At 71.6% G+C, this 21,927-nt stretch carries 21 protein-coding genes, 1 tRNA gene and 1 other RNA gene; 7 read left to right on the forward strand and 16 right to left on the reverse strand.

The genetic code is table 11. From position 1 onward, the window contains the following. Nucleotides 1-25: 25 nt before the first annotated feature. The 8 genes from AB3X10_RS16975 to AB3X10_RS17010 all read right to left on the reverse strand — a co-directional run bounded on the left by AB3X10_RS16975 (nucleotide 26) and on the right by AB3X10_RS17010 (nucleotide 7,527). A complete protein-coding gene (locus AB3X10_RS16975) occupies nucleotides 26-1,375 on the reverse strand; it encodes an aminodeoxychorismate synthase component I (protein WP_369976551.1) in 1,350 nt (449 codons plus the stop codon). 402 nt (nucleotides 1,376-1,777) lie between these two features. After that, nucleotides 1,778-3,013: a beta-ketoacyl-ACP synthase II gene (gene fabF / locus AB3X10_RS16980; protein ID WP_369976552.1), complete on the reverse strand. Its 1,236-nt coding sequence runs from the start codon at nucleotides 3,011-3,013 to the stop codon at nucleotides 1,778-1,780. A 129-nt stretch (nucleotides 3,014-3,142) separates the two neighbouring features. Continuing rightward, the gene (acpP, locus tag AB3X10_RS16985) at nucleotides 3,143-3,382 is read right to left on the reverse strand and encodes an acyl carrier protein (RefSeq protein WP_046981398.1); all 240 of its coding nucleotides are present in this window, start codon (nucleotides 3,380-3,382) and stop codon (nucleotides 3,143-3,145) included. A 153-nt stretch (nucleotides 3,383-3,535) separates the two neighbouring features. Beyond that, complete coding sequence (gene fabG, locus AB3X10_RS16990) at nucleotides 3,536-4,279, reverse strand: 3-oxoacyl-ACP reductase FabG (RefSeq protein ID WP_369976554.1); 744 nt, start codon at nucleotides 4,277-4,279, stop codon at nucleotides 3,536-3,538. 88 nt (nucleotides 4,280-4,367) lie between these two features. Then, the gene (gene fabD / locus AB3X10_RS16995) at nucleotides 4,368-5,312 is read right to left on the reverse strand and encodes an ACP S-malonyltransferase (protein ID WP_369976555.1); all 945 of its coding nucleotides are present in this window, start codon (nucleotides 5,310-5,312) and stop codon (nucleotides 4,368-4,370) included. Between the two features lie 343 nt (nucleotides 5,313-5,655). Further along, on the reverse strand, nucleotides 5,656-6,624 hold the full coding sequence (locus AB3X10_RS17000) for a beta-ketoacyl-ACP synthase III (RefSeq protein ID WP_145701528.1): 969 nt from the start codon (nucleotides 6,622-6,624) through the stop codon (nucleotides 5,656-5,658). Nucleotides 6,625-6,720: 96 nt separating this feature from the next. Continuing rightward, the gene (gene rpmF / locus AB3X10_RS17005) at nucleotides 6,721-6,915 is read right to left on the reverse strand and encodes a 50S ribosomal protein L32 (RefSeq protein WP_009608206.1); all 195 of its coding nucleotides are present in this window, start codon (nucleotides 6,913-6,915) and stop codon (nucleotides 6,721-6,723) included. 102 nt (nucleotides 6,916-7,017) lie between these two features. Beyond that, on the reverse strand, nucleotides 7,018-7,527 hold the full coding sequence (locus AB3X10_RS17010) for a YceD family protein (protein ID WP_145701821.1): 510 nt from the start codon (nucleotides 7,525-7,527) through the stop codon (nucleotides 7,018-7,020). 123 nt (nucleotides 7,528-7,650) lie between these two features. On the opposite strand from AB3X10_RS17010, the gene AB3X10_RS17015 reads away from it, so the two are divergent. Then, complete coding sequence (locus tag AB3X10_RS17015; protein ID WP_369976556.1) at nucleotides 7,651-8,223, forward strand: Maf family nucleotide pyrophosphatase; 573 nt, start codon at nucleotides 7,651-7,653, stop codon at nucleotides 8,221-8,223. Nucleotides 8,224-8,233: 10 nt separating this feature from the next. On the opposite strand, the gene AB3X10_RS17020 is transcribed toward AB3X10_RS17015, so the two are convergent. From AB3X10_RS17020 to AB3X10_RS17030, 3 genes are read right to left on the reverse strand one after another with little or no spacing between them, the layout of a single operon-like run. Next, nucleotides 8,234-10,084 (reverse strand): hypothetical protein, encoded by a 1,851-nt coding sequence (locus AB3X10_RS17020; RefSeq protein WP_369976557.1) that lies wholly within the window; start codon nucleotides 10,082-10,084, stop codon nucleotides 8,234-8,236. After that, nucleotides 10,081-11,058 (reverse strand): glycosyltransferase family 2 protein, encoded by a 978-nt coding sequence (locus AB3X10_RS17025; protein ID WP_369981877.1) that lies wholly within the window; start codon nucleotides 11,056-11,058, stop codon nucleotides 10,081-10,083. The genes AB3X10_RS17020 and AB3X10_RS17025 overlap by 4 nt, the downstream gene beginning before the upstream one ends. A gap of 51 nt (nucleotides 11,059-11,109) precedes the next feature. After that, nucleotides 11,110-12,954: an ArnT family glycosyltransferase gene (locus tag AB3X10_RS17030; RefSeq protein WP_369976559.1), complete on the reverse strand. Its 1,845-nt coding sequence runs from the start codon at nucleotides 12,952-12,954 to the stop codon at nucleotides 11,110-11,112. Nucleotides 12,955-12,991: 37 nt separating this feature from the next. Here AB3X10_RS17030 and AB3X10_RS17035 point away from each other — a divergent pair, with 37 nt between their 5' ends. From AB3X10_RS17035 to AB3X10_RS17050, 4 genes are read left to right on the forward strand one after another with little or no spacing between them, the layout of a single operon-like run. After that, the gene (locus tag AB3X10_RS17035; protein ID WP_369976561.1) at nucleotides 12,992-13,945 is read left to right on the forward strand and encodes an AAA family ATPase; all 954 of its coding nucleotides are present in this window, start codon (nucleotides 12,992-12,994) and stop codon (nucleotides 13,943-13,945) included. Nucleotides 13,946-13,950: 5 nt separating this feature from the next. Beyond that, the gene (locus tag AB3X10_RS17040; protein WP_369976563.1) at nucleotides 13,951-14,907 is read left to right on the forward strand and encodes a DUF58 domain-containing protein; all 957 of its coding nucleotides are present in this window, start codon (nucleotides 13,951-13,953) and stop codon (nucleotides 14,905-14,907) included. Next, nucleotides 14,900-16,846: a transglutaminase TgpA family protein gene (locus AB3X10_RS17045; RefSeq protein ID WP_369976565.1), complete on the forward strand. Its 1,947-nt coding sequence runs from the start codon at nucleotides 14,900-14,902 to the stop codon at nucleotides 16,844-16,846. The genes AB3X10_RS17040 and AB3X10_RS17045 overlap by 8 nt, the downstream gene beginning before the upstream one ends. Further along, nucleotides 16,843-17,370: a Slp family lipoprotein gene (locus AB3X10_RS17050; RefSeq protein ID WP_369976567.1), complete on the forward strand. Its 528-nt coding sequence runs from the start codon at nucleotides 16,843-16,845 to the stop codon at nucleotides 17,368-17,370. The genes AB3X10_RS17045 and AB3X10_RS17050 overlap by 4 nt, the downstream gene beginning before the upstream one ends. 120 nt (nucleotides 17,371-17,490) lie before the next feature. Here AB3X10_RS17050 and AB3X10_RS17055 read toward each other — a convergent pair whose 3' ends face one another. From AB3X10_RS17055 to dnaX, 4 genes are all read right to left on the reverse strand, one after another. Next, nucleotides 17,491-17,838: a histidine triad nucleotide-binding protein gene (locus AB3X10_RS17055; RefSeq protein ID WP_369976569.1), complete on the reverse strand. Its 348-nt coding sequence runs from the start codon at nucleotides 17,836-17,838 to the stop codon at nucleotides 17,491-17,493. Nucleotides 17,839-17,914: 76 nt separating this feature from the next. Continuing rightward, nucleotides 17,915-18,526, reverse strand: coding sequence for a recombination mediator RecR (gene recR, locus AB3X10_RS17060; protein WP_369976571.1), 612 nt, complete (start codon nucleotides 18,524-18,526; stop codon nucleotides 17,915-17,917). A 102-nt stretch (nucleotides 18,527-18,628) separates the two neighbouring features. Continuing rightward, complete coding sequence (locus AB3X10_RS17065) at nucleotides 18,629-18,949, reverse strand: YbaB/EbfC family nucleoid-associated protein (protein WP_145701549.1); 321 nt, start codon at nucleotides 18,947-18,949, stop codon at nucleotides 18,629-18,631. 6 nt (nucleotides 18,950-18,955) lie between these two features. Next, a complete protein-coding gene (dnaX, locus tag AB3X10_RS17070) occupies nucleotides 18,956-20,827 on the reverse strand; it encodes a DNA polymerase III subunit gamma/tau (protein WP_369976573.1) in 1,872 nt (623 codons plus the stop codon). 239 nt (nucleotides 20,828-21,066) lie between these two features. Between dnaX and AB3X10_RS17075 the strand changes: the two genes are divergently transcribed. Together AB3X10_RS17075 and ffs are read left to right on the forward strand one after the other, a co-directional pair. Then, a tRNA-Ser gene (locus tag AB3X10_RS17075) sits at nucleotides 21,067-21,159 on the forward strand. Nucleotides 21,160-21,259: 100 nt separating this feature from the next. Then, nucleotides 21,260-21,356: signal recognition particle sRNA small type (gene ffs, locus AB3X10_RS17080), an RNA gene on the forward strand. Between the two features lie 139 nt (nucleotides 21,357-21,495). On the opposite strand, the gene AB3X10_RS17085 is transcribed toward ffs, so the two are convergent. Beyond that, nucleotides 21,496-21,924, reverse strand: a complete 429-nt coding sequence (locus AB3X10_RS17085) for a molybdenum cofactor biosynthesis protein MoaE (RefSeq protein WP_369976574.1) — start codon at nucleotides 21,922-21,924, stop codon at nucleotides 21,496-21,498. Nucleotides 21,925-21,927 lie beyond the last annotated feature (3 nt).

Raw genomic sequence — 21,927 nt, forward strand, 5'->3', positions numbered from 1 at the left:
TCGGCCGGTATCGCGAGCGTGCCGCTCACGGTTCCAGCGCGCGCAGCAGGCCGCGCGCCTTGGCCCGGGTCTCGTCGAGTTCGCGCTCGGGCTGCGAATCGACCACGATGCCGGCGCCGGTGCGGAAATGCGCCTGCGCGCCGTCCACTTCGGCGGTGCGGATCAGGATGTTCAGGTCCATGTCGCCGTCGCGGTTGAGCCAGCCGAACGCGCCGGTGTAGGCGCCGCGCGGCACCTGTTCCAGCTCGGCGATGATCTGCATGCAGCGCACCTTGGGGCAGCCGGTGATGGTGCCGCCGGGGAAGGTGGCGCGGATAACCTCGCCGGGGCTGACCCCGGCGCGCAGCCGCCCGCGCACGTTGCTGACGATGTGGTGCACGTGGGCGTAGCTCTCCACCGTCATCAGCTCGTCGACCTCGACGCTGCCCGGCGCGCAGACCCGGCCCAGGTCGTTGCGCTCCAGGTCGATCAGCATCACGTGCTCGGCGCGTTCCTTGGGGTGCCCGACCAGTTCGCGGATGCGCGCGGCCTCGTCGTCGCCGGGCGCGCGCGGACGGGTGCCGGCGATCGGCCGGGTCTCGACCACGTCGCCGCGCACCGACACCAGCCGTTCCGGCGAGGAACTGACCACCGCGCGGCCATGGCTGGCGAACAGGCCGGCGAACGGCGCCGGATTGGCGCGGCGCAGCTGCGCGTACAGCGCGGCCGGGTCCAGCGCGGCGGCGAAGCGCGCCGACCAGCGCCGCGACAGGTTGACCTGGAACACGTCGCCGGCGCGCAGGTAGTCGAGGATGCGGCGCACGCCGTCGACGAAACGCGGCGGCGGGTCTTCGTCGATCGCCAGCGGCGGGGTCCAGGCCGGCAGCGGCGCGGCGGCGGGCACGGCCTGCAGGTCGGCGAGCAGCGCGTCCAGCAGACCGGCATGCGCGGTTTCCGCCAGCGCCACGCACTCGCCGCTGGCGTGGTCGCGCAGCACCGCGGCCGGGCAGCGCAGCGCCAGCGCCGTCGGCGTGGCCGCCGGCCCCTGCGGCAACCGCAGCACCGGCTCCACCTGTGCCGCCAGTTCGTAGTCCAGCAGCAGCGCCCAGCCGCCGCGGAACGGCCAGCGCGGCGCGTCGCGCGCGCAGCGTTCGGCCTGCCATTGCGCGTCCAGCGCGGCCAGGAAATCGCCGGCGACCGCGGCCCCCTGCAGGTCGCGGGTGATGCCATCGCGGTCCAGGCGCAGGCCCTCGCCGCCGGCGATCAGCAGCAGGTCCCAGCGGCCCTGCGCGGTGCCCGACGCCGCCGATTCCAGCAGCAACGGATAGCGCTGCGGCGCCAGGCGATGCAGCGCCAGCAGATCGGTGTCGGCCGGCAGGGGAACGGTACGCAGCATCGAGGACCCGGTGGAAGATGGAGGGGGTACGGGCACAGACGGCGATGCGCTGCGCACGTGCAAACGATTGCTGCACCTGCGACGGCGTGGCCGCGGATGCGTTCGGCGCAACTGCGCGCAGCCGCAGCGATCGCATCGACCCGCGCCACCGAAGCGGCAGCGCGCCCATCCACGGGTCGCGCGACCGACTCGATCACGACGGCGGCCGCCCTGGCGTGAACCGCCATCGCGCCAGCACGAACTTATTCAGGCATCAGAGCTGCGAATCCCCTCTCCGCAGCGAGGCGGACGCGCCGTCCGCCACACGCGCCCTTCAAGCACAAACGAACCAAGATGGAACCGCGGGCGCAACCGGGACGGCGCCTGCCAATCCCGAATCCCCACTCCCCAATCCCGGCTCGATCAAAGCCGCTTGAACACCAAGGTCCCATTGGTCCCGCCGAAGCCGAACCCATTGGACATCGCCACGTCGATCTTCTTCTCGCGCGCCACGTTCGGCACGTAGTCCAGGTCGCAGCCTTCGCTCGGCTCTTCCAGGTTGATCGTCGGCGGGATGATGCCGGTGTGCAGCGCCATCACCGAGAAGATCGCCTCGGCGCCGCCGGCCGCGCCGAGCAGGTGCCCGGTCATCGACTTGGTCGAGCTGACCATGGTCTTGTAGGCGTGGTCGCCGAGCGCGCGCTTCATCGCCAGGGTCTCGGCCAGGTCGCCCAGCGGCGTGGAGGTGCCGTGCGCGTTGAGGTAGTCGATCTGCTCGGGGTTGAGCCTGGCGTCCTTGATCGCCGCCCGCATGCTGCGCGCGGCGCCTTCGCCGTCCTCGCTCGGGGCGGTCATGTGGAACGCATCGGAGCTGGCGCCGAAGCCGACCAGCTCGGCGTAGATGCGCGCGCCGCGCGCCTTGGCGTGTTCGTACTCTTCCAGCACCAGCACGCCGGCGCCGTCGCCGAGCACGAAGCCGTCGCGGCCCTTGTCCCACGGCCGCGAAGCGGCGGCGGGATCGTCGTTGCGGGTGGACATGGCCTTCATCGAGCAGAAGCCGCCCACCGAGGTCGGCGAGGAGCCGCGCTCGGCGCCGCCGGCCAGCATCACGTCGGCATCGCCGTGCTGGATCATGCGCAGCGCGGTGCCGATCGAATGGTTGGAGGTGGCGCAGGCCGAGACCGCCGAGAAGGTCGGGCCCTTCAGGCCCTTGATCAGGCTCACCTGCCCGGGGAGCATGTTGATGATGGTGCTGGGCACGTAGAACGGCGAGATCTTGCGCGCGCCGCCCTCGTGGAATTTGATGGTCTGCTCCTCGATGCCGAGCAGGCCGCCGATGCCCGAGCCGAGGATCGCTCCGATGCGCTCGGCGTTGCTTTCGTCGATCACCAGGCCCGAATCGTCCAGCGCCATGAACGAGGCGCCGACGCCGTAGTGGATGAACGAATCCATCTTCTTGGCGTCCTTGATGGACACGAACTTGGTCGGATCGAAATCCTTGATCTCGCCGGCGATCTTGGTGGTGAACTGCGACGCATCGATCTGGGTGATCGGGCCGATGCCGGAACGCCCGTTGACGATCCCTTCCCAACTGCTGGCCAGGTCATTGCCCAACGGCGATACCAGGCCCATGCCGGTTACGACGACGCGACGGCTCATTGCGAAATCTCCTCGCCGCGATGCGCGCGGCGTTGACGCTGTAAAAACACAGGGCCGCATGCGCGGCCCCATGGGATTGTCACGCGGACCGGACCCACGCAGGCGCCGATCGCGATCGAGAACGGAGCATCAGCTCTTGACGTGCGCCTTGACGTAGTCGATGGCCTGCTGCACCGAGGTGATCTTCTCGGCTTCTTCGTCCGGAATCTCGCACTCGAACTCTTCTTCCAGCGCCATCACCAGCTCGACGGTGTCCAGCGAGTCGGCACCGAGGTCATCGACGAACGATGCGCTGTTGGTGACTTCTTCTTCCTTGACGCCGAGTTGTTCGACGACGATTTTCTTGACGCGTTCTTCGATGGTGCTCATTGGGATATCGCTCCAGATGGAGTAGTGGTGGTTCGAAACGCCATCGGGCTGCGATGGCCGCGTTGGATAGTGTAGTGGAAACCGCCCGGCCCTTGCATCGCTGCACAAACGCCTGCCGATCAGCCACTTAGGCGCAGTCCTTGCGCCGCAGGCTTACGGCATGTACATCCCGCCGTTCACATGCAGGGTCTCTCCGGTGATGTAGCCGGCCCCGGGGCCGACCAGGAACGCCACCGCGTTGGCGATGTCGGACGGCTGGCCGAGCTGGCCCAGCGCGATCTGCTCCAGCAGCGCGGCGCGCTGCGCCTCGGGCAGGGCCTTGGTCATGTCGGTGTCGATGAAGCCCGGCGCGACCACGTTGACGGTGATGCCGCGCGAGCCGATTTCCTTGGCCATCGACTTGGAGAAGGCGATGATGCCGGCCTTGGCCGCGGCGTAGTTGGCCTGGCCCGGGTTGCCGGTCACGCCGACCACCGAGGCGATGTTGACGATGCGGCCCTTGCGCGCCTTCATCATGCCGCGCAGCACCGCCTTGGAGGTGCGGAACACGCTGGTCAGGTTGGTGTCGATGATCGCCTGCCAGTCCTCTTCCTTCATCCGCATCAACAGGTTGTCGCGGGTGATGCCGGCGTTGTTGACCAGGATCGAGACCGCGCCGAAGTCCTTGCCGATCGTCTCGATCAGCGCCTCGACCGCGGCCGGGTCGGTGACGTCCAGCGCGCGGCCGTGGCCGCCGTGGGCGGCCAGGCGCTCGCCGATCGCCTGCGCGCCCGAGGCGGAGGTCGCGGTGCCGACGACGGTGGCGCCCTGCGCGGCCAGCGTGTCGGCGATGGCCGCGCCGATGCCGCGGCTGGCGCCGGTGACCAGGGCGATCTCGCCCTGCAATGGCTTGCTCATCTGCTGTTCCTTGGGGGACGGACGGCGCGCGAGGCGCCGAGGGAAAGGAGGCCGCCGCGGGCGTACCCGCCCGCGCGCGGCAGCGGGATCAGGCAGCCCAGGTTTCCAGTGCGCCGGCGAAGTCGGCCGGGGTCGCCAGGGCGCGCCCGTCCAGCGACTTGTCGATGCGCTTGACCAGCCCGGTCAGCACCTTGCCGGGGCCGCATTCGGCCACGCGGGTGGCGCCGCGCGCGGCCAGCGCCTGCACGCAGCCGGTCCAGCGCACCGGCAGGTACAGCTGCTCGACCAGCGCCTGGCGGATCGCATCGACGCCGTCGTGCACCTGGGCGTCGACGTTCTGCACCACCGGCAGCTGCGGCGCGTGCCAGGCCAGGCCGCGCATCGCCTCGGCCAGGCGGTTGGCCGCCTCGCGCATCAGCGGCGTGTGCGAGGGCACGCTGACCGCCAGCTTCACCGTCTTGCGCACGCCGCGCTCGGCCAGCAGCGCCAGCGCGCGGTCGACCGCGGCGGCGTCGCCGCCGATCACCACCTGGCCGGGGGAGTTGTAGTTGGCCGGGACCACCACCTGGCTGCCGGCGGCCTGCGCGCAGACCTCCTCGACCAGCGCGTCCTCGGCGCCGATCACCGCGGCCATCGCGCCGACGCCGGCCGGGGCCGCGTCCTGCATCAGCTGGCCGCGCAGGCGCACCAGGTGCGCGCCGTCGTGCAGCGACAGCGCGCCGGCCGCGACCAGCGCGCTGTACTCGCCCAGGCTGTGCCCGGCCAGCAGCGCCGGACGCGCGCCGCCCTGGGCCAGCCACAGCCGCCACAGCGCCACGCTCGCCGCCAGCAGCGCCGGCTGGGTGTATTCGGTGCGGTTGAGCATTTCCTCGGGGCCGCCCTGGGTCAGCGCCCACAGGTCGACGCCGGCGCCGTCGGAGGCCTCGACGAAGCTGTCGCGCAGCTGCGGGTGCAGTTCGGACAGCTCGGCCAGCATGCCCAGCGACTGCGAACCCTGGCCGGGGAAAACGAAGGCTAGTGTGGAATCGGTCACGCGCATCCGCCTGCAAAAATCGAGCGGCGATGATACGGGCGAAACCGGCCGTGCGTCTGTACCCGGGCGTATGTGCGGCGCCGAACGATGGCGGCCGCAGCGACCGCCGCCACCGGTCCAGCCCGCCCTACCGGGTCGCGGCACCGCGGTGCGCAAGCACGCGGCGACCCGGCACGCCTGCCCTCGCGCGCCGGTTCGCGCGCACGGCGCAACGCCGCGGCGATCCGCGCCAACGGTGCGGACAGATGCGTAATAACGTTCGGTGATTTGCAGCGGCGCGCGACGCGCCCACCCTGCCGCAGGCCATGGCGCGCGTGGCGCCATGCCGCGGGGATTCCCGGACTCAGTAGCGCAGCAGCGCCGAGCCCCAGGTGAAGCCGCCGCCGAAGGCTTCCAGCAGCAGCAGCTGGCCGCGCTGCACGCGGCCGGAACGCACCGCCACGTCCAGCGCCATCGGCACCGAGGCGGACGAGGTGTTGCCGTGGATGTCCACCGTCACCACCACCTGCTCCATCGACAGCTCCAGGCGCTTGGCGGTGGCTTCGATGATGCGCAGGTTGGCCTGGTGCGGGATCAGCCAGTCCAGGTCGTGCTTGCCCAGGCCGTTGGCGTCCAGGGTCTCGTCGACCACCGCGTCCAGCGCCTTGACCGCGTACTTGAACACCTCGCTGCCCTTCATCTGGATGCCGCCGGCGCCGGCGTCGAAGCCGGCGGAGATGCCGACCGGATTCCACAGCAGTTCCTTCTTGCTGCCGTCGGCATGCAGGTGGGTGCTGAGGATGCCGGTGTCCTCGTCGGCGCGCAGGACCACCGCGCCGGCGCCGTCGCCGAACAGCACGCAGGTGGTGCGCTCGGTCCAGTCGACGATGCGGCTGAGGGTCTCGGTGCCGATCACCAGCACGGTCTTGGCGTCGCCGCAGCGGATGAACTTGTCGGCCACGCTGAGCGCGTAGACGAAGCCCGAGCAGGCGGCGTTGACGTCCAGCGCAGGACAGCCGACCGCGCCCAGCCGCGCCTGGATCAGGCAGGCGGTGGACGGGAAGATCAGGTCCGGCGTGGTGGTGCCGACGACGATCATGTCCAGCGCGGCGACATCGATGCCGGCGGCCTCGATCGCCTTCAGCGCGGCTTCGTAGCCCAGGTCGCCGGCGGTCTGCCCGGCGGCGGCGATGTGCCGCTCGCGGATGCCGGTGCGGCTGCGGATCCATTCGTCGCTGGTATCGACCATGTGCGACAGATCGTCGTTGGTCAACACTTTTTCAGGCAAATAGCTGCCGGTGCCCGCGATCCTGGAATAGATCCGCTTGCTCATGCTGGTTCCTGTTGCCTGTTACGCAGGCCGCCCGCGCCGGCGCGGCCTGTGAAGATGGGTGACTCCGTCCGCCGCGGCGCGATGGACGGGCACGGATCAATCTTCTTCGACCTGCGAGGTCTTGGTCGCGATCACCTTCTTGCCGCGGTAGTAGCCGTCGGCGGTGATGTGGTGGCGCAGGTGGATCTCGCCGCTGGTCGGGTCGGTCGACAGCTGCTTGGCGCTGAGGGCGTCGTGCGAACGGCGCTGGCCGCGGCGGGACGGGGTGACACGGGATTTCTGCACAGCCATGGGATTGCTCCAAACTCGGTTCGTTTACATCTGTCGTCATTACGTCGCGCAGGACGCGCGCGTCCGGCAACAACCTCAGGCAGCGGGCCGGCGGGCCGACCGCTACTGTTTCTTCAGCGCCGCCAACGCCGCGAACGGGTTGGCCTTGCTCACCTCTTCCTCGGTCGCCGGCCAGTCCTGTTCGACCGCCTCGCTTCCGGGCGCCACCGGCACCAGCGGGACCGCCAGCACCAACTCGTCCTCGACCAGATCGGCGGGCCGCAGCATGCCGTCGTCCGGCACCAGCAAGGCCTCGTAATCCGGCGGCAGCGCGGCCTCTTCGGCCTCGCTGCGGATCAGTCCCAGCCGCTGTACGCTGGACACCGGCAGCAGGAAGCGCTGCAGGCTGCGCTGACAGATCAGCGGCAGCGCGGTTTCGAGCGTCAGTTCGACGTAGGACACTTGCAGTACAGCGTCGCGGCCGAATTCCAGCGTGTAGCGGCATTCGCCTTCGGTATCGGCCAGGCTGCCTTGCAGACGGGTCATCGCCGAGAGCGGCAGGCGGTCTTCGAAGACCCTGCGCGCTGCGACCATCCGCCAGGCATCCAACAGTTCGGGCACGTTCGCGGACATAAGCCGCAGAATGTTAAGGACTGCCGGGGGCGCTGTCAAACCGTCCCGCCATCCGGCTTGCCCGGCCGTGCGCCGCGCCGCAGACTGCCGGCCCCGGCAGCCCGCCGCCCCTGCCCGACCGCCATGCCGCCCCTGATCCTGGCCTCCACCTCCGCCTACCGCCGCGCGCTGCTGCAGCGCCTGCGCCTGCCCTTCGACAGCGTGCGCCCGCAGGTCGAGGAGACGCCGCTGCCCGGGGAGGCGCCACTGGCGCTGGCGCAGCGCCTGGCGCGGGCCAAGGCCGCCGCGGTGGCCGCCGGCGCCGCCGATGCCTGGGTGATCGGCTCGGACCAGGTCGCCGAGCTCGACGGCCAGCCGCTGGGCAAGCCCGGCCATGCCGAAGCCGCGCAGGCGCAGCTGGCGGCGATGTCCGGACGCAGCGTGCGCTTCCATACCGCGGTGTGCCTGCTGCGCGGCGAACGCGCGCTGCAGCTGTGCGACCTGACCGAAGTGCGCTTCCGTGTACTGCAGGCCGGGGAGATCGCCCGCTACGTCGCCGCCGAGCAGCCGCTGGACTGCGCCGGCAGCTTCAAGTGCGAAGGCCTGGGCATCAGCCTGTTCAGCGCGATCCACAGCCAGGACCCGACCGCGCTGGTCGGGCTGCCGCTGATCGGCCTGGCCGGGCTGCTGCGCGAGGCCGGCTACGTGCTGCCCTAGCCCGGCGGCCTCAGCGCTTGCTTACCCGGCACCACTGGTACGGATAGCGCGCCTGCCCGACCCAGGATGCGTGGACCGCACAGCTGCCCGGCTGCAGCGCCAGGCCGTAGCGCGCCAGCTGCTGGTCGGCCAGCGCCAGCGCCTGGCGGTCGCCGGCGGCGATGTCGATGGCGCGCTCCGGCAATAGCGTCCACCGGCAGCGCCCCTCCTGCTCGGTCACCGCCGCACGCACCGGCCGGCGCGCCAGGCGCCGCATCAGTCGGCAGTCCGGCCCGCCGTCCAGGCCCAGGCGCGCGGCCAGCGCATTGAGCCGCTGCAGCCGCTCGACGTTGCGGTCCACCGTCGCCGGCAACAGCGCATAGCCCTGGCCGCGTTCGGCCAGCATCGCCTGCACGCGCTCGGCATAGGCCGGCGATTCGGGGAAATTGGACGCCACCGACGCATACGCCGCCTGCGCCGGCAGGAACGGGATGCGCCACGACTGCGGCACGTCGCCGACCAGCAGCACCAGGCTGCGCGCCGGCTGCGGCAGCGGCGGCGCCTGCACCCGGAACGCCGCGCGCGCCCAGCGCTCGTGGCCCCAGTCGCCCCAGCCATGCACGGCGACCAGCGCGCAGGCGATCAGCGTCCAGCGCGCCGCCGGCGCCGCGATCCGCGTCGGCAGCAGCCGCCGCAGCCCGACCCACAGCAGCAGCGGCGCCAGCAGTTCCGGCACCACCAGATAGCGCTGGATGCTGAAGGTGGCCTGCCAGGCCAGGAACGCGACCACGAAGAACACCAGCAGCGCGCGCCACGCCGGCGCGACCACCTCGCCGGCCGCCGCGGGCCGGCGTGGCCGGCGCAGCGCGAACCGCAGCAGCGCGGCCAGGCCGAGCAGGTACAGCAGCGGCCAGACGATCTGGCGCAGGGCGACCTCGCTGACCCGGTTCGGCGCGATCGAGAACTGCACTGGCCAGGTCAGCCACTGCAGCCAGCCCTGCGGCAGCCAGCGCGTATCGCTGAGCGCGACCGGCTGCGCCAGCGGCGCCAGGAAGTGGCTGTTGAACTGCGGGAACAGCGGATTGCCGAAGGTCTTCCACACGCCCAGCAGCCACGGCCCGGCCAGGACCGCGAAACCGAGCACGGTGACCGCGGTCAACACCGCGGCGCCGCCGATGCGCTGCCGCGCGCGGCCGCCGGCGACCAGCGCCGCCACGCCCAGGGCCAGCGCGAACGGCGCGTTGGTCAGCTTGCAGGCCAGCGCCAGGCCCAGCAACATACCGGCCAGCGCCCACCACGCGACCGCCACGCCCTGCCCGGCCGCCTGCTGCCGGCGCTGCGCGTGCAACGCGGCCAGCAGCGCGCCCAGCACCGGCAGCGCGCTGCTGTTGTCGGCCATGGTGCCGGCGAATTCGGACAGGAACGCGGCGCTGCACATGCCGGCCAGGGCCAGCCACGGCACCAGCCGCGCGCGGTCCAGGCGCGGATCCAGCACTTCCCAGATGATGCCGGCCAGCAGCAGGAACGCCAGCGCATGCAGCGCGCCCATCGCGAAGCCCGCCAGCGGCGCCGGCAGGCCGGTCATCAGCGCGTAGTGCAGCATGTCCAGCAGCGGATTGAAGTAGCTCTGCAGCTGCGCCGGCGCCAGGTCCACGCCCAGGCGCCCGTGCAGCGCGGCATAGCCGTTGTACAGGTGGTAGTTGCGCAGGTCCCAGTTGGCGTCCTGGCCGAGCAGCAGCGACAGAAGCCCGCCGAGCAGGGCGACCGCGAGGCCGGCGGCGACCACGTTGCCGCGGTCGTGGAAGGCGAAGCGGCGATCCAGCGCGCGCAGCAGGCGCTGGCGGCGGTTCGGGCGCGGCGGCATGGCGATGGCCGCGCTCATGCGTCGTCGCCAGCGGTGGCGCGCAGCGGCAGCGCCGGGATCGCCAGATAGGCCAGGCGCTTGGCCTCGACCCGGCCGCGCGTGACCGTGTCCAGGATCAGGCCGCAGGCCAACAGCAAAAAGCCCAGCAGCACCAGCGCCGAGCACAGGATCGCGGTCGGGAAGCGCGGCACCAGGCCGGTGTGCAGGTAGGTCAGCACCAGCGGCAGCGCCAGGCCCAGCGCCAGCAACACGCAGGCGCCGAAGCCCAGCGAGAAGAACAGCAACGGCCGCTCGGCCTTGAACAGGCGCAGGATGGTCAGCAGGATCCGGGTGCCGTCGTGCCAGGTGCGCAGCTTGCTCTGCGAGCCCTGCGGCCGCGCGCCGTAGGCGGTGGCCACTTCCGCCACCGGCATGCGCAGCTGCAGCGCGTGCACCGCCAGTTCGGTCTCGGTCTCGAAGCCGGCGGCATGCGCGGGAAACGACTTCACGTAGCGGCGCGAGAACACCCGGTAGCCGGACAGCATGTCGTCGAAGCTGCGCCCGAACAGGAAGCTCACGCAGCGGGTCAGCAGCACGTTGCCGAAGCGGTGGCCGGCGCGGTAGGCGGCGGCTTCGTCGCTGCGCCGCGCGCCGACCACCATGTCCAGCCCGTCGCGCAGCAACCGCGCGACCAGCGCCGGCGCCATCGCCGCGTCGTAGGTCGCGTCGCCATCGACCAGCACGTACACGTCGGCATCGACATCGGCGAACAGCCGCCGCACCACGTTGCCCTTGCCCTGCAGCGCGACCTGCCGCACCTGCGCGCCGGCCGCGCGCGCGCGCTCGATGGTGGCGTCGCTGGAGTTGTTGTCGAACACGTGGACGCTCGCGGTCGGCAGATGCGCGGCGAACTCGGCGACCACCCGGCCGATCGTGGCCGCTTCGTTGTGGCAGGGCACCAGCACCGCGATCCGCGGCAGCGCCGCGTCGGCGGCGGAAGAAAGACTCGGCATGGGCGGCGTGCGGTCCTGCGCGTCGGACAAGGGAGGGCGGGCCATCCTATCTCAGCGGCGCAGTTCGATCGGCTGTTCCCACCAATCCTCGACACTGCCGTCGCGGCCATGCAGGCGCAGGCCCAGCCAATGCGTGCCCGGCGCCAATCCGCTGGCATCGAGTTCGGCGCGGAAGCCGACATTGGGATGGCCCGGATCGGTGGAGATCTTCCAGAACGCGGTGATGTCGTAGGCCTCGCCGTAGCGCGCCTGCGCGGCGACCTTGCCGTCGAGCAGCACCTCGACCCGGTCGATGCCCACGCCGTCCTTGAACGCCCAGCCGGAGACCTCGAAATGGCGCGCCACCTTGTCGCCCACCTGCGGCGCGTTGAACCAGGCCATCGCCGGCGTCGTGCATGGCCCGGCCAGGCGCTGCGCCGGCAGCGCGAACAGCAGGAAGCGCTGGCTGCCGTGATCGCTGGACACCACCTTCGGCGGCGGCAGCGGGCCGACCAGATCGCATACCGCGTGGTAGCGCTGCAACAGCAGCCGGTACTTCATGTCGCTGGGCGACAGCACCAGCAAGCGCGGCCCGTCGCGGCGGCCGTCGCTGAGCAGGCCCCACTGGCGCAGTTGCACGCTGCGCCCATGCTTGTCGTTCAACGGATGCGGCAGCACCTGGATATCGGCATCGCCCAGCTCGAAACCGAGTTCGGCGCCGACCTTGAAGTTGTCGGCCAGCACCTGCGTGCCCGGCGGCATCGCCGCCAGCTCGCGGCGCACCGCCGAGGCCAGCGGCTTCCAGCCGGCGAAGTTGCGCGGGTAGTACTTGTCGCCGGCGGCATGCTCGCGCACCGACGGCACCGACACCGCCAGGTAGTAGCCGAACGCGCCGACCAGGCCCAGCCCGGTCAGCAGCCAGGTCGCGCGGCGCAGCGGTTTCGGCCAGCCGTGGAGGATCACCGGCGCGGCGATCAGCAAGGCCAGGTAGCCCGGCAACGGCCAATGGAAACTGACCCGCTCGGCATCGGTGAAGAAGCCGAGCAGGAAGATGCCCAGCGTGGACACGCCGCCGAGCAGGCCGAAGTAGCGCCACTGCACGCGCGCGCCGCCGCTGCCGCCGCCGCGCGTGGCCACCAGCGCCACCTTCCACATCGCCACCGCCAGCAGCGGCGTGACCAGCAGGCCCTGGATCAGCACGAAGGCGATGCCGCTGGGCTGGAAGCTCCACGGATGCCGATCGATCAACTGGAACTTGACCCCGGCCTCGCCGTTGTCGGCATTCCACGCCAGCAGCGGCAGCCAGGCGACGATGCCCATCGCCAGCGCCACCCACACCTGCGGATCGCGCAGCATGCGCCGGCCCTGCGGGATCAGCAGCAACGCGATCGCGCCGACCCCGATCACCCCGGCGAAGCGGTAATGGCTCAGCGCGCCCAGGCTCAGGCCCAGCGCCAGCTCCACCGCGCTCATCGCATCGATCTGGCGCAGCAGCCGCGCGCTGGCGTCCATGCACAGGATCGTGGCCAGCGCCATCGGCACGTCCGGCAAGGCGAGGATGCCGAGCGTGCCCGACAGCGGCATCAGCAAGGTCAGGCTGCCGGCGCGCCAGCCGGCGACCGCGCCGAACCAGCGCGTGGCGATGCGCGCGATCAGCCACGGCATCAGCGCCGCCAGCACCAGGAACGGCGCGCGCAACGCCAGCAGGTGATCGCCGCCGAGCGCCACGCCCAGCCGCGCCAGCCAGGCGGTCAGCCCGGGCAGATCCGAATAGGCCGCGGCCAGGTGCCGGCCTTCCTGCCAGTAGAACGCTTCGTCCACGAACAACGGCAGACGCGCGGCCGCCAGCAACTTGGCCGCGGTGACCAGCGTCCACAGCACCATGAAGGTGTTGCGTGCACGTTGTTCGCCTTGCATTGCCTTTAGACTCCCCTAAACCCGTTGCGAGAATGCGATGCCTACTCCGCCCCGCTTGCCGGAAATGCTAACCGATACGCTGCGCGAGGCGCTCGCGCAGGCCCAGCAACAGGTCAATGCGCTGGTCCTGGGCAAGCCGCAACAGGTGCGCATGGCCTTTGTCGCGCTGCTGTCCGGCGGACATTTATTGATCGAGGATCTGCCCGGCCTGGGCAAGACCACGCTGGCGCATGCGCTGGCGGCGAGCCTGGGCCTGAGCTTCCAGCGCGTGCAGTTCACCTCCGACCTGCTGCCGGCCGACGTGCTCGGCGTGTCGGTGTACGACGCGCAATCGCGCCAGTTCCAGTTCCATCCCGGACCGGTGTTCGCGCACGTGCTGCTCGCCGACGAGATCAACCGCGCGCCGCCGCGCACGCAGAGCGCGCTGCTGGAGGCGATGGCCGAACAGCAGGTGACGCTGGACGGCACCACGCATCCGCTGCCGGCGCCGTTCTTCGTCATCGCCACGCAGAATCCGGTGGACCTGTCGGGCACCTTCCCGCTGCCCGATTCGCAGCTGGACCGTTTTTTGCTGCGGTTGGCGCTGGGCTATCCCAGTGCCGAGTCCGAACGCGCGCTGCTCAGCGGCAGCGACCGCCGCGACCTGATCGCGCAGGCGCGGCCGCTGCTCAGCGATACCGACATGGCCACGCTGCGGCACAGCGTGGAGCAGATCCATGCCAGCGACGCGCTGGTCGGCTACGTGCAGGCGCTGCTCGCGCGCAGCCGCCAGCATCCGGGCGTGCGCGTGGGCCTGTCGCCGCGCGCCGGCATCGCGCTGCTGCGCGCGGCCAAGGCGCATGCGCTGCTGCTCGGCCGCGGGCATGCGCTGCCGGAAGATGTGCAGGCGCTGTTCGTGGCGGTGGCCGAGCATCGGCTGGTGGCCGAACAGGAATCGGCCTCCGGGCAAGCGCTGGCCAAGGCGATCCTGCACAGCGTGGCGGTGGACTGAGGCCGATGCGCGCACGGCTGCGCGAGTGGCGGCAGGCGCTGGCACGGCTGGCGCGGCCGCGCGATCCCGAGGCGCTGCCGGTGCGGCTGGACCGGCGCCGGATCTACATCCTGCCCACGCCGTTCGGCGGCTTCGTGGCGCTGCTGCTCGGCGCGATGCTGCTCGGCGCGCTGAACTACAACAACAACCCCGCCCTGCTGCTGGCGATGCTGCTCGGCGCGGCCGCCATGGCCAGCGCGATCGCCGCCCACCTGCAGCTGTCGGGGCTGCGCCTGCAGGCGCTGTCGGCCGAGCCGGTCGCGGCCGGCACGCCGCTGCGGCTGCGCCTGGCGCTGGCCGCCGACGACAACCGGCCCCGGCGCGGCCTGCGCGTGGCGCATGCCGGCCGCCACACCCATCTGGACCTGCACGGCGACGGCGGCAACGAAGCCGACCTGGACCTGCCCACCGAGCGCCGCGGCTGGCTCGACCTGCAGCGCATCCGCATTTCCACCACCCAGCCGCTGGGCCTGCTGCGCGCCTGGGCCTGGTTCTGGCCGGACACGCCGCTCCTGGTCTACCCGCAGCCGGAAAGCGATGGGCCGCCGCTGCCGCACGGCGACGGCACCCCGACCCAGACCCGCCTGCACGCGCTGGGCGAGGAACTGCAGCAACTGCGCCCGTACCGCCCCGGCGATGCGCGACGCGCGATCTCCTGGAAGCACTCGGCGCGCCGCGACACCCTGCTGGTGCGCGAGTACGAACGCCCGATCGGCGTGGACGTGGTGCTGGACTGGCGCACGCTGCCGGCGCTGCCCTACGAGCGCCGCATCGCGCGGCTGGCGCGCTGGGTCGACGAGGCCGAGCGCGACGGCCGCCGCTATCGCCTGCTGCTGCCGGGACAGCCGCCGCTGGGCCCGGGCCGCGGCCCGCAACACCGGCACCAGTGCCTGCGCGCCTTGGCGCTGCTGCCGCATGGCTGAGCCGCGCTCGCCCGCGCTGAGCAGGGCCAGCCGCCACTGGGCGCTCGGCGCCGGCCTGCTGGCGCTGCTGCCGTTGCTGCTGCAGTTGCCGGGGATGCTGGCGCTGGTGTTCGCGCTGGCGGCGCTGCTGGTCGGCGCCAGCTCGGCGTGGCGGCCGCTGCCGGCCGCGCTGCGCCTGCTGCTGGTGGCGGCGACGCTGGCGGCGATCTACTGGCAGGTCGGCATGCGCTTCGGCCGCGACACCGGCTGCGCCATGCTCGCGGCGATGCTGGCGATCAAGCCGTCGGAACTGAAGACGCTGCGCGACGCGCGCAGCCTGCTCGGCTTCGCCCTGTTCGCGCCATTCGCCGCGTTCCTGCTGGACCAGGGACCGGCGACGATGCTGCTGGGGCTGGCCGCGGTGATCGCCGCGCTGCTGTGCATGCAGCGCCTGGCCGACCAGGAAGGGCACAGCACCGCCCCCCCGTTGCGCGGCCAGCTGCGCGGCGTCGGCCGGCTGCTGGCGCTGGGCCTGCCGCTGGCGCTGGCCGCGTTCTGGCTGTTCCCGCGACTGGGTTCGCCGCTGTGGGGCGTGCCGGAACGCGCGCTGGCGCGGCCCGGCCTGGCGGACTCGATGAGTCCGGGCCAGTGGCTGGACCTGATGGCCGACGACACCCCGGCGCTGCGCGTGCAGTTCTTCGGCCGCGTGCCGGCGCCGGCGCAGCGCTACTGGCGCGGGCCGGTGCTGTGGGATTTCGACGGCAGCACCTGGCGCGCGCAGCGCGGCAACGAATACCTGCCGGCGCCGGCGGTGCAACCCGGCGTGACCACGTGGGACTACCAGATCGAGGTCGAGCCGACCGACCGCCGCCAGCTGGTCGCGCTGGACCTGCCGCTGCAGGCGCCGGACGGCACCCGCGTGTCGGCCGACTACGTCCTGCACAGCGAGCGCCCGCTCAGCGCGCTGACCCGCTGGCGCCTGCGCTCGGCGCCGCCGCTGCGCTTCGAGACCGCGCTGGCGCCCGCGCAGCGGCAACGCGCATTGGCGCTGCCGCCGGGCTACAACCCGCGCACCCTGGCCCTGGCCCGGCAATGGCGGCAACAGGCCGGCAACGACGATGCGGCGATCGTGGCGCGCGCGCTGCAGTGGATCCGCCGCGATTTCGCCTACACGCTGACGACGCCGCTGCCCGGCCGCGACGGCGTCGACGAATTCCTGTTCCAGCAGAAGGCCGGCTTCTGCCAGCACTTCAGCTCCGCCTTCGTGGTGCTGATGCGCGGCGCCGGGATCCCCGCGCGCGTGGTCACCGGCTATGCCGGCGGCACCCGCAATCCGTTCGGCGGCTACTGGGTGGTGCGGCGCATGGACGCCCATGCCTGGGCCGAGGTGTGGCTGCCGCAACGCGGCTGGGTGCGCGTGGACCCGACCGCCGCGGTCGCCCCGGAACGCATCTACGACACCCTGGAAGACCGCCTCGGTAACGACGCCGACACCCAGGGCGGCGGCAACTGGCAACTGCGCGACGTCGGCGACTGGCTGCGCCGCGGCTGGAACGACCTGGTGCTGTCGTTCGACGCCAGCCGCCAGCAACGGCTGCTGAGCCAGTTGGGCATCGCCAAGCTGGAGCCGGCGCAACTGGTCGCGCTGTTCGCCGGCTTCGCCGCGCTGGTGCTGGGCTGGATGGCCTGGCTGCTGGCGCGCGGCGAACGCGAGCGCGACCCGCTGCTGCGCGCCTGGCGGCGGCTGGGCCGGCGCTACGCGCGGCTCGGCCTGGCCCGCGAGGCGCACGAACCGGCGCTGGACTGGGCGCAGCGTGTACACCAGGTGAGGCCCGATCCGGCGCTGGTTTCGCTCAGCCAACGTTTCGCCGATTCGCGCTACGCTGGCGCGGATTCGGACAGGGCTTCATTGTTGCGCGACCTGCGCAGGCACCGTCCGCACACCGGAGCATTTCGATGAAGATCCGATTGCTGTTCCCCGTCATGGCCGTTCTCGCCCTGGGCGCCTGCGCGACCGCGCCCAAGCCGCTGCAAGGCCAGTTCGCCACCGTCACCCCGCGCGACTCGGTCGCCGGCCAGCAGGTCGGCGCCTCGGTGCGCTGGGGCGGCAAGATCATCCAGACCAAGCCCGGCCAGGGCCAGACCTGCTTCCAGGTGCTGTCGCGGCCGTTGAACGCCAGCGGCCGCCCGGACAGCGACTCGGCCGACGCCAGCGACGGCCGCTTCGTCGCCTGCCGCTCCGGCTTCTACGACCCGGCGGTGTTCGAGCCGGGCCGCGAGGTGACCTTCATCGGCCACGTCTCCGGCTACGAGAGCACCCGCATCGGCGAGTACGACTACCGCCTGGCGAAGATCGATGCCGACGTGGTCTACCTGTGGCCGGTAGTGCGCCAGGTCGACGTGGTGCCCGCCTACCCGTACGGCCCCTGGGGCCCGTGGGATCCGTGGGGCCCGCGCTGGGGCTGGGGCCGCGGCTGGTGGTAAGCCGGCCGGTGGCAAGCGTTGTGCGATGATGGACAAGAAAACGCCGCTGAAAAGCGGCGTTTTCCGTTTTGGCCGGCAGCGCTGCCGCGGATCGCCCGCCCGCGCCGGCCAGTGCCTGGATCAGGGCGTGCCGAAACGGCCCAGCGGCGCCCCGGCCAGCAGGTGCAGGTGCAGATGGAACACGGTCTGCCCGGCGTGCTCGCGGCAGTTCATCACCACCCGGTAGCCGTCCTCGGCCAGGCCCTGCGCGCGCGCGTACGCGGCCGCGGCCAGCACCAGCTTGCCGACCAGCGGCGCCTGCTCCGGCGTCAGGTCGTCGAGCGTGGGGATCTCCACCTGCCTGGGAATGAACAGCACGTGCACCGGCGCCTGCGGCGCGATGTCCTTGAAGCCGAGGACGTCGTCATCCTCGTAGACGATGCTGGCGGGAATTTCGCGGCGGATGATCTTGCCGAAGATGGTGTCCATGGGCCGGGTCGCAGGGCGGAAAGGGGCAGTCGTTATAGCCCAATTCGGCCGTGCGCAGGCACCGCCGCGCAGGCCGCTACTCGCCTGCGCCGCCCTGCGGCACCTCGTTGCGGCTGCCGAACGCATGCGACAGCGTGCCGCGGTCCACGTATTCCAGTTCCCCGCCCAGTGGCAGGCCCTGCGCAAGCCGGCTCGGGCGCACCCCGTGCCGGCGCGCTAGCTGCGCCAGGTAGTGCGCGGTGGCCTCGCCCTCGACGGTGGAGTTGGTGGCGATGATCAGCTCGGCGATCTCGCCCTGCGCCAGCCGCGCCCCGAGCCGGTCCAGGCCGAGCTCGCGCGGACCGACCCCGTCCAGCGGCGACAGCCGGCCCTGCAGGATGAAATACAGCCCGCGGTAGCCGGTGGCATGCTCGATCGCCAGGCGGTCGGCCGGCGACTCCACCGCGCACAGCTGCTGGCGGTCGCGGCTGGCGCTGGCGCAGATCGCGCACAGTTCGGTCTCGCTGAAATCGCGGCACTGCGTGCAGTGGCCGACCTTCTCCACCGCCGCGGCCAGCACGTCCGCCAAGCGCTGCCCGCCCTCGCGCTCGCGTTCGAGCACGTGGTAGGCCATGCGCTGCGCCGACTTCTGGCCGACGCCGGGCAACACGCGGAACGCGTCGATCAGTTGTTCGAGCAACGAGGACATGGGCAGGGAGTCGGGATTGGGGATTCGGGATTGGGGATTGAGAAGCAGTGGCTTCGCTCTTGCCTTGCGAATCCCCAATCCCGAATCTCGAATCCCGGCCTCTCAGAACGGCAACTTCATGCCCGGCGGAATCGGCATGCCGGCCGTGGCCGCGCCCATCCGCGACTTGGACTCGGCATCGATCTTGTTGGACGCGTCGTTGAAGGCGGCGGCGATCAGGTCCTCGGCCATCTCCTGGTCGGAGAGGATGCTCGGATCGATCCGCACCTTGCGGCACTCCTTGGTGCCGGTCAGGGTCACGCTGACCATGCCGCCGCCGGCGCTGCCGGTGACTTCCAGCTGGGCCAGTTCTTCCTGGGCGCGCTGCAGGTTCTCCTGCATCTTCTGCGCCTGCTGCATCAATTGGGCGATGTTCCCGCGCATGCGTGTTTACTCTTGGTAAGGGCGGATGGAATCGGGGACGACCCGCGCGCCTTGCTGCTGGATCAGCGCTTGCACCGCCGGGTCGTGCAGGAACGCGGTCTCGGCCGCGCTCTGGCGCTCGCCGCGTTGCCGGTGCGAGCGCTCGTGCAGGGTCTCGGCATCGACCGCGATGCCGCTTTCGATCACGATCTTCGGCCGGCTGCCCAGCGCATCGGCCAGGGCCGCGGCCAGTTCGCCGAGCGAACGCTCGGATTGCAGGTATTCGAAGCCCGGCGACAGCGACAGCCGCAGCACACCGTCGGCATGGCTGACGAAGGCCGAGTTGGCGGCGAGCTGTCGCGACGGTCCGGTCAGGCCGCAATCGGCGACCAGCTCCAGCCAGTCCTCGGCGGCGTGCAGCACGCGCGGCGCGCCGGTGTCGTGCGGCGCGCGCGTCGTGGCGGCGGCCAGCGGCGGCACCATCGCCATTTCCGGCTCGGCGGCGGGCGCAGGTGCCGGCGCGACCGGCGCCGGGCTCGCGGCCTGCGGCATCGTCGCTGTGGAGACAGGCGCGGCGGTTTCCCATGGCGGGTCCAGCACTGCCGCCGCTGCGCCAGGCGCGGGTGCGGGTGCGGGCACCGCAGCGGCCGCTGCTGGCGCCGGCGCCATCTTCGGTGCGGCAGGCGCGGACGGCGCGGCGACGGACGGCGCGGCGACGCTGGCAGAAGCGGCGGCAGGCGCCGCGGCCACCGGTGCCGCCGTGCTGCGCCCTTCCGTGGTCGTGCCCGAGCCCGAAGCGGCCGGCAACGGCGCCGCGCCTGCCGGGCGGAACGCCAGCATGCGCAGCACCGCCATCTCGAAGCCGGCGCGGGGACTCGGCGCCAGGTACAGGTCGCGGCGGCCGTTCAAGGCCATCTGGTACCACAGCTGCACGATTTCCGGGCGCAGGCGTGCGGCGAACGGCGCCGGGTCCAGGCCGTCGAGGCCGGCCGCGGCCGCGCCCGGCACCAGCTGCCGCACCTGGATCCGGTGCAGCGCTTCGGCCAGCGCCTCCAGCACCCCGCCCCAATCCGGCGAGAACTCGGCCAGCCCGGCGACCACCTGCAGCAACCGCTGCCCGTCGCCATCGGCCAGCGCCTCCAGCATCGCCCCGACCTGGGTGCGGTCCACCGTGCCCAGCATCGCCCGCACCACGTCGTCGCGCAGCGCGCCACCGGCGTAGGCGATGGCCTGGTCGAGCAGCGACAGGCCGTCGCGCAGGCTGCCGTCGGCGGCCTTGGCCAGCTGCACGATCGCCGAGGCATCGACCTCGATCTGCTCGGCGGCCAGGATCTTGGTCATCTGCCCCTGGATCTGCTCCTCGTCCAGGCGCTTGAGGTTGAACTGCAGGCAGCGCGACAGCACCGTCACCGGCAGCTTCTGCGGGTCGGTGGTGGCGAGCAGGAACTTGACGTGCTCCGGCGGCTCTTCCAGCGTCTTCAGCAGCGCGTTGAACGCCGCCTTGGACAGCATGTGCACTTCGTCGATCAGGTAGACCTTGTACTTGCCGCGCGAGGGCATGTACTGCGCGTTCTCGATCACCTCGCGGACGTCGTCCACGCCGGTGTTGGAGGCGGCGTCGATCTCCAGCAGGTCGATGTAGCGGCCGGCGTCGATGTCCAGGCACGCCGGGCACTGCCCGCACGGGTCGGCGCTGGTGCCCTGCTCGCAGTTCAGCGACTTGGCGAAGATGCGCGCGATGGTGGTCTTGCCGACGCCGCGGGTGCCGGTGAACAGGAACGCGTGGTGCACGCGGCCGCTGTCCAGCGCATTGCTGAGCGCGCGGACCACGTGCTCCTGCCCCACCAGCTCGGCAAAACGCTTGGGGCGCCACTTGCGGGCGAGAACGAGATAGGACATCAGGCAACCGTCTTCATCTGAACCGCCATTGTGCCACGCCGCGCCGCGCCGATCGTTCAGCGGCAGCCGCGACCGGCCCGTCGCCACGGGCGCGGACGGCGGCGGGCCGGCGCTTTTCCGCGCTTCAGGCGCAGGCGACGGCGGCAAGTCCCGGCGCCGCCGGCCATTCGCCTTGTTAACGGCGCTCGCGACGGCTAGAATCCCGCCCCTGCCGTCGGCTACCTCGCGCCGGCAGGCCCGGAGAGGTGTCCGAGTGGTTGAAGGAGCACGCCTGGAAAGTGTGTAAGCGTCTAAACCGCGCTTCGGGGGTTCGAATCCCCCTCTCTCCGCCAGATTCGCATTGCGCTTCCCTCGCAGAGTCGCTTCGCCGCCGGCGAAACGATTCAAAGGGAAAGACCGCGCCGCTGGCGCGGTTTCGTCTCTATGGTGGCCCCGTCGGCCCCTCGCGACGCTAGGTCGAAAACCCCGCCAGGGCCGGAAGGCAGCAACGGTATCGATCGACGCGGGCGCCGAGGTCAGCCGGCGGGGTCGCCACCCTAATCTCTTCGCAGAAGCGCTGCCTCGGCCGATCCGTGTGCCCATGGCTCGGACGCGCCTTGGCTCGTCGTCACGTCATCGTCGACGCGATCTCGGCGTCCCTGCCGATGGCCCACCATCCCGGGCCGGCCCTACGCCTCCGGATGCAGCCAACCCGCATCGCCCTCGCGGTAGCGCTCGTGCTTCCAGATCGGCACCCGCGCCTTGACCTCGTCGATGACGTAGCGGCAGGCGCCGAAGGCGGCGTCGCGGTGCGCCGAGACCACGCCCACCCACACCGCCAGGTCGCCGATCGCCAGCTCGCCGATGCGGTGCACGCAGCGCAGGTCGAGGATGTCGAAGCGGGCCAGGGCCTCGTCGGCGATGCGCCGGCCTTCGGCCTCGGCCAGCGCGGCATAGGCTTCGTAGCGCAGGCCGTCGACCGCGCGGCCGTCGTTGTGGTCGCGCACCCAGCCTTCGAAGCTGGCGTAGGCGCCGGCCTGCGCATGCGCCAACGGTGCGCGCAGCGCGGCGATGTCCAGGGCGCTGTCGGCGAGATGGAAGCGGTGCGGTGCGGACATCGA

The organism is Xanthomonas sp. DAR 80977, assembly GCF_041240605.1.
Taxonomy (GTDB): domain Bacteria; phylum Pseudomonadota; class Gammaproteobacteria; order Xanthomonadales; family Xanthomonadaceae; genus Xanthomonas_A; species Xanthomonas_A bundabergensis.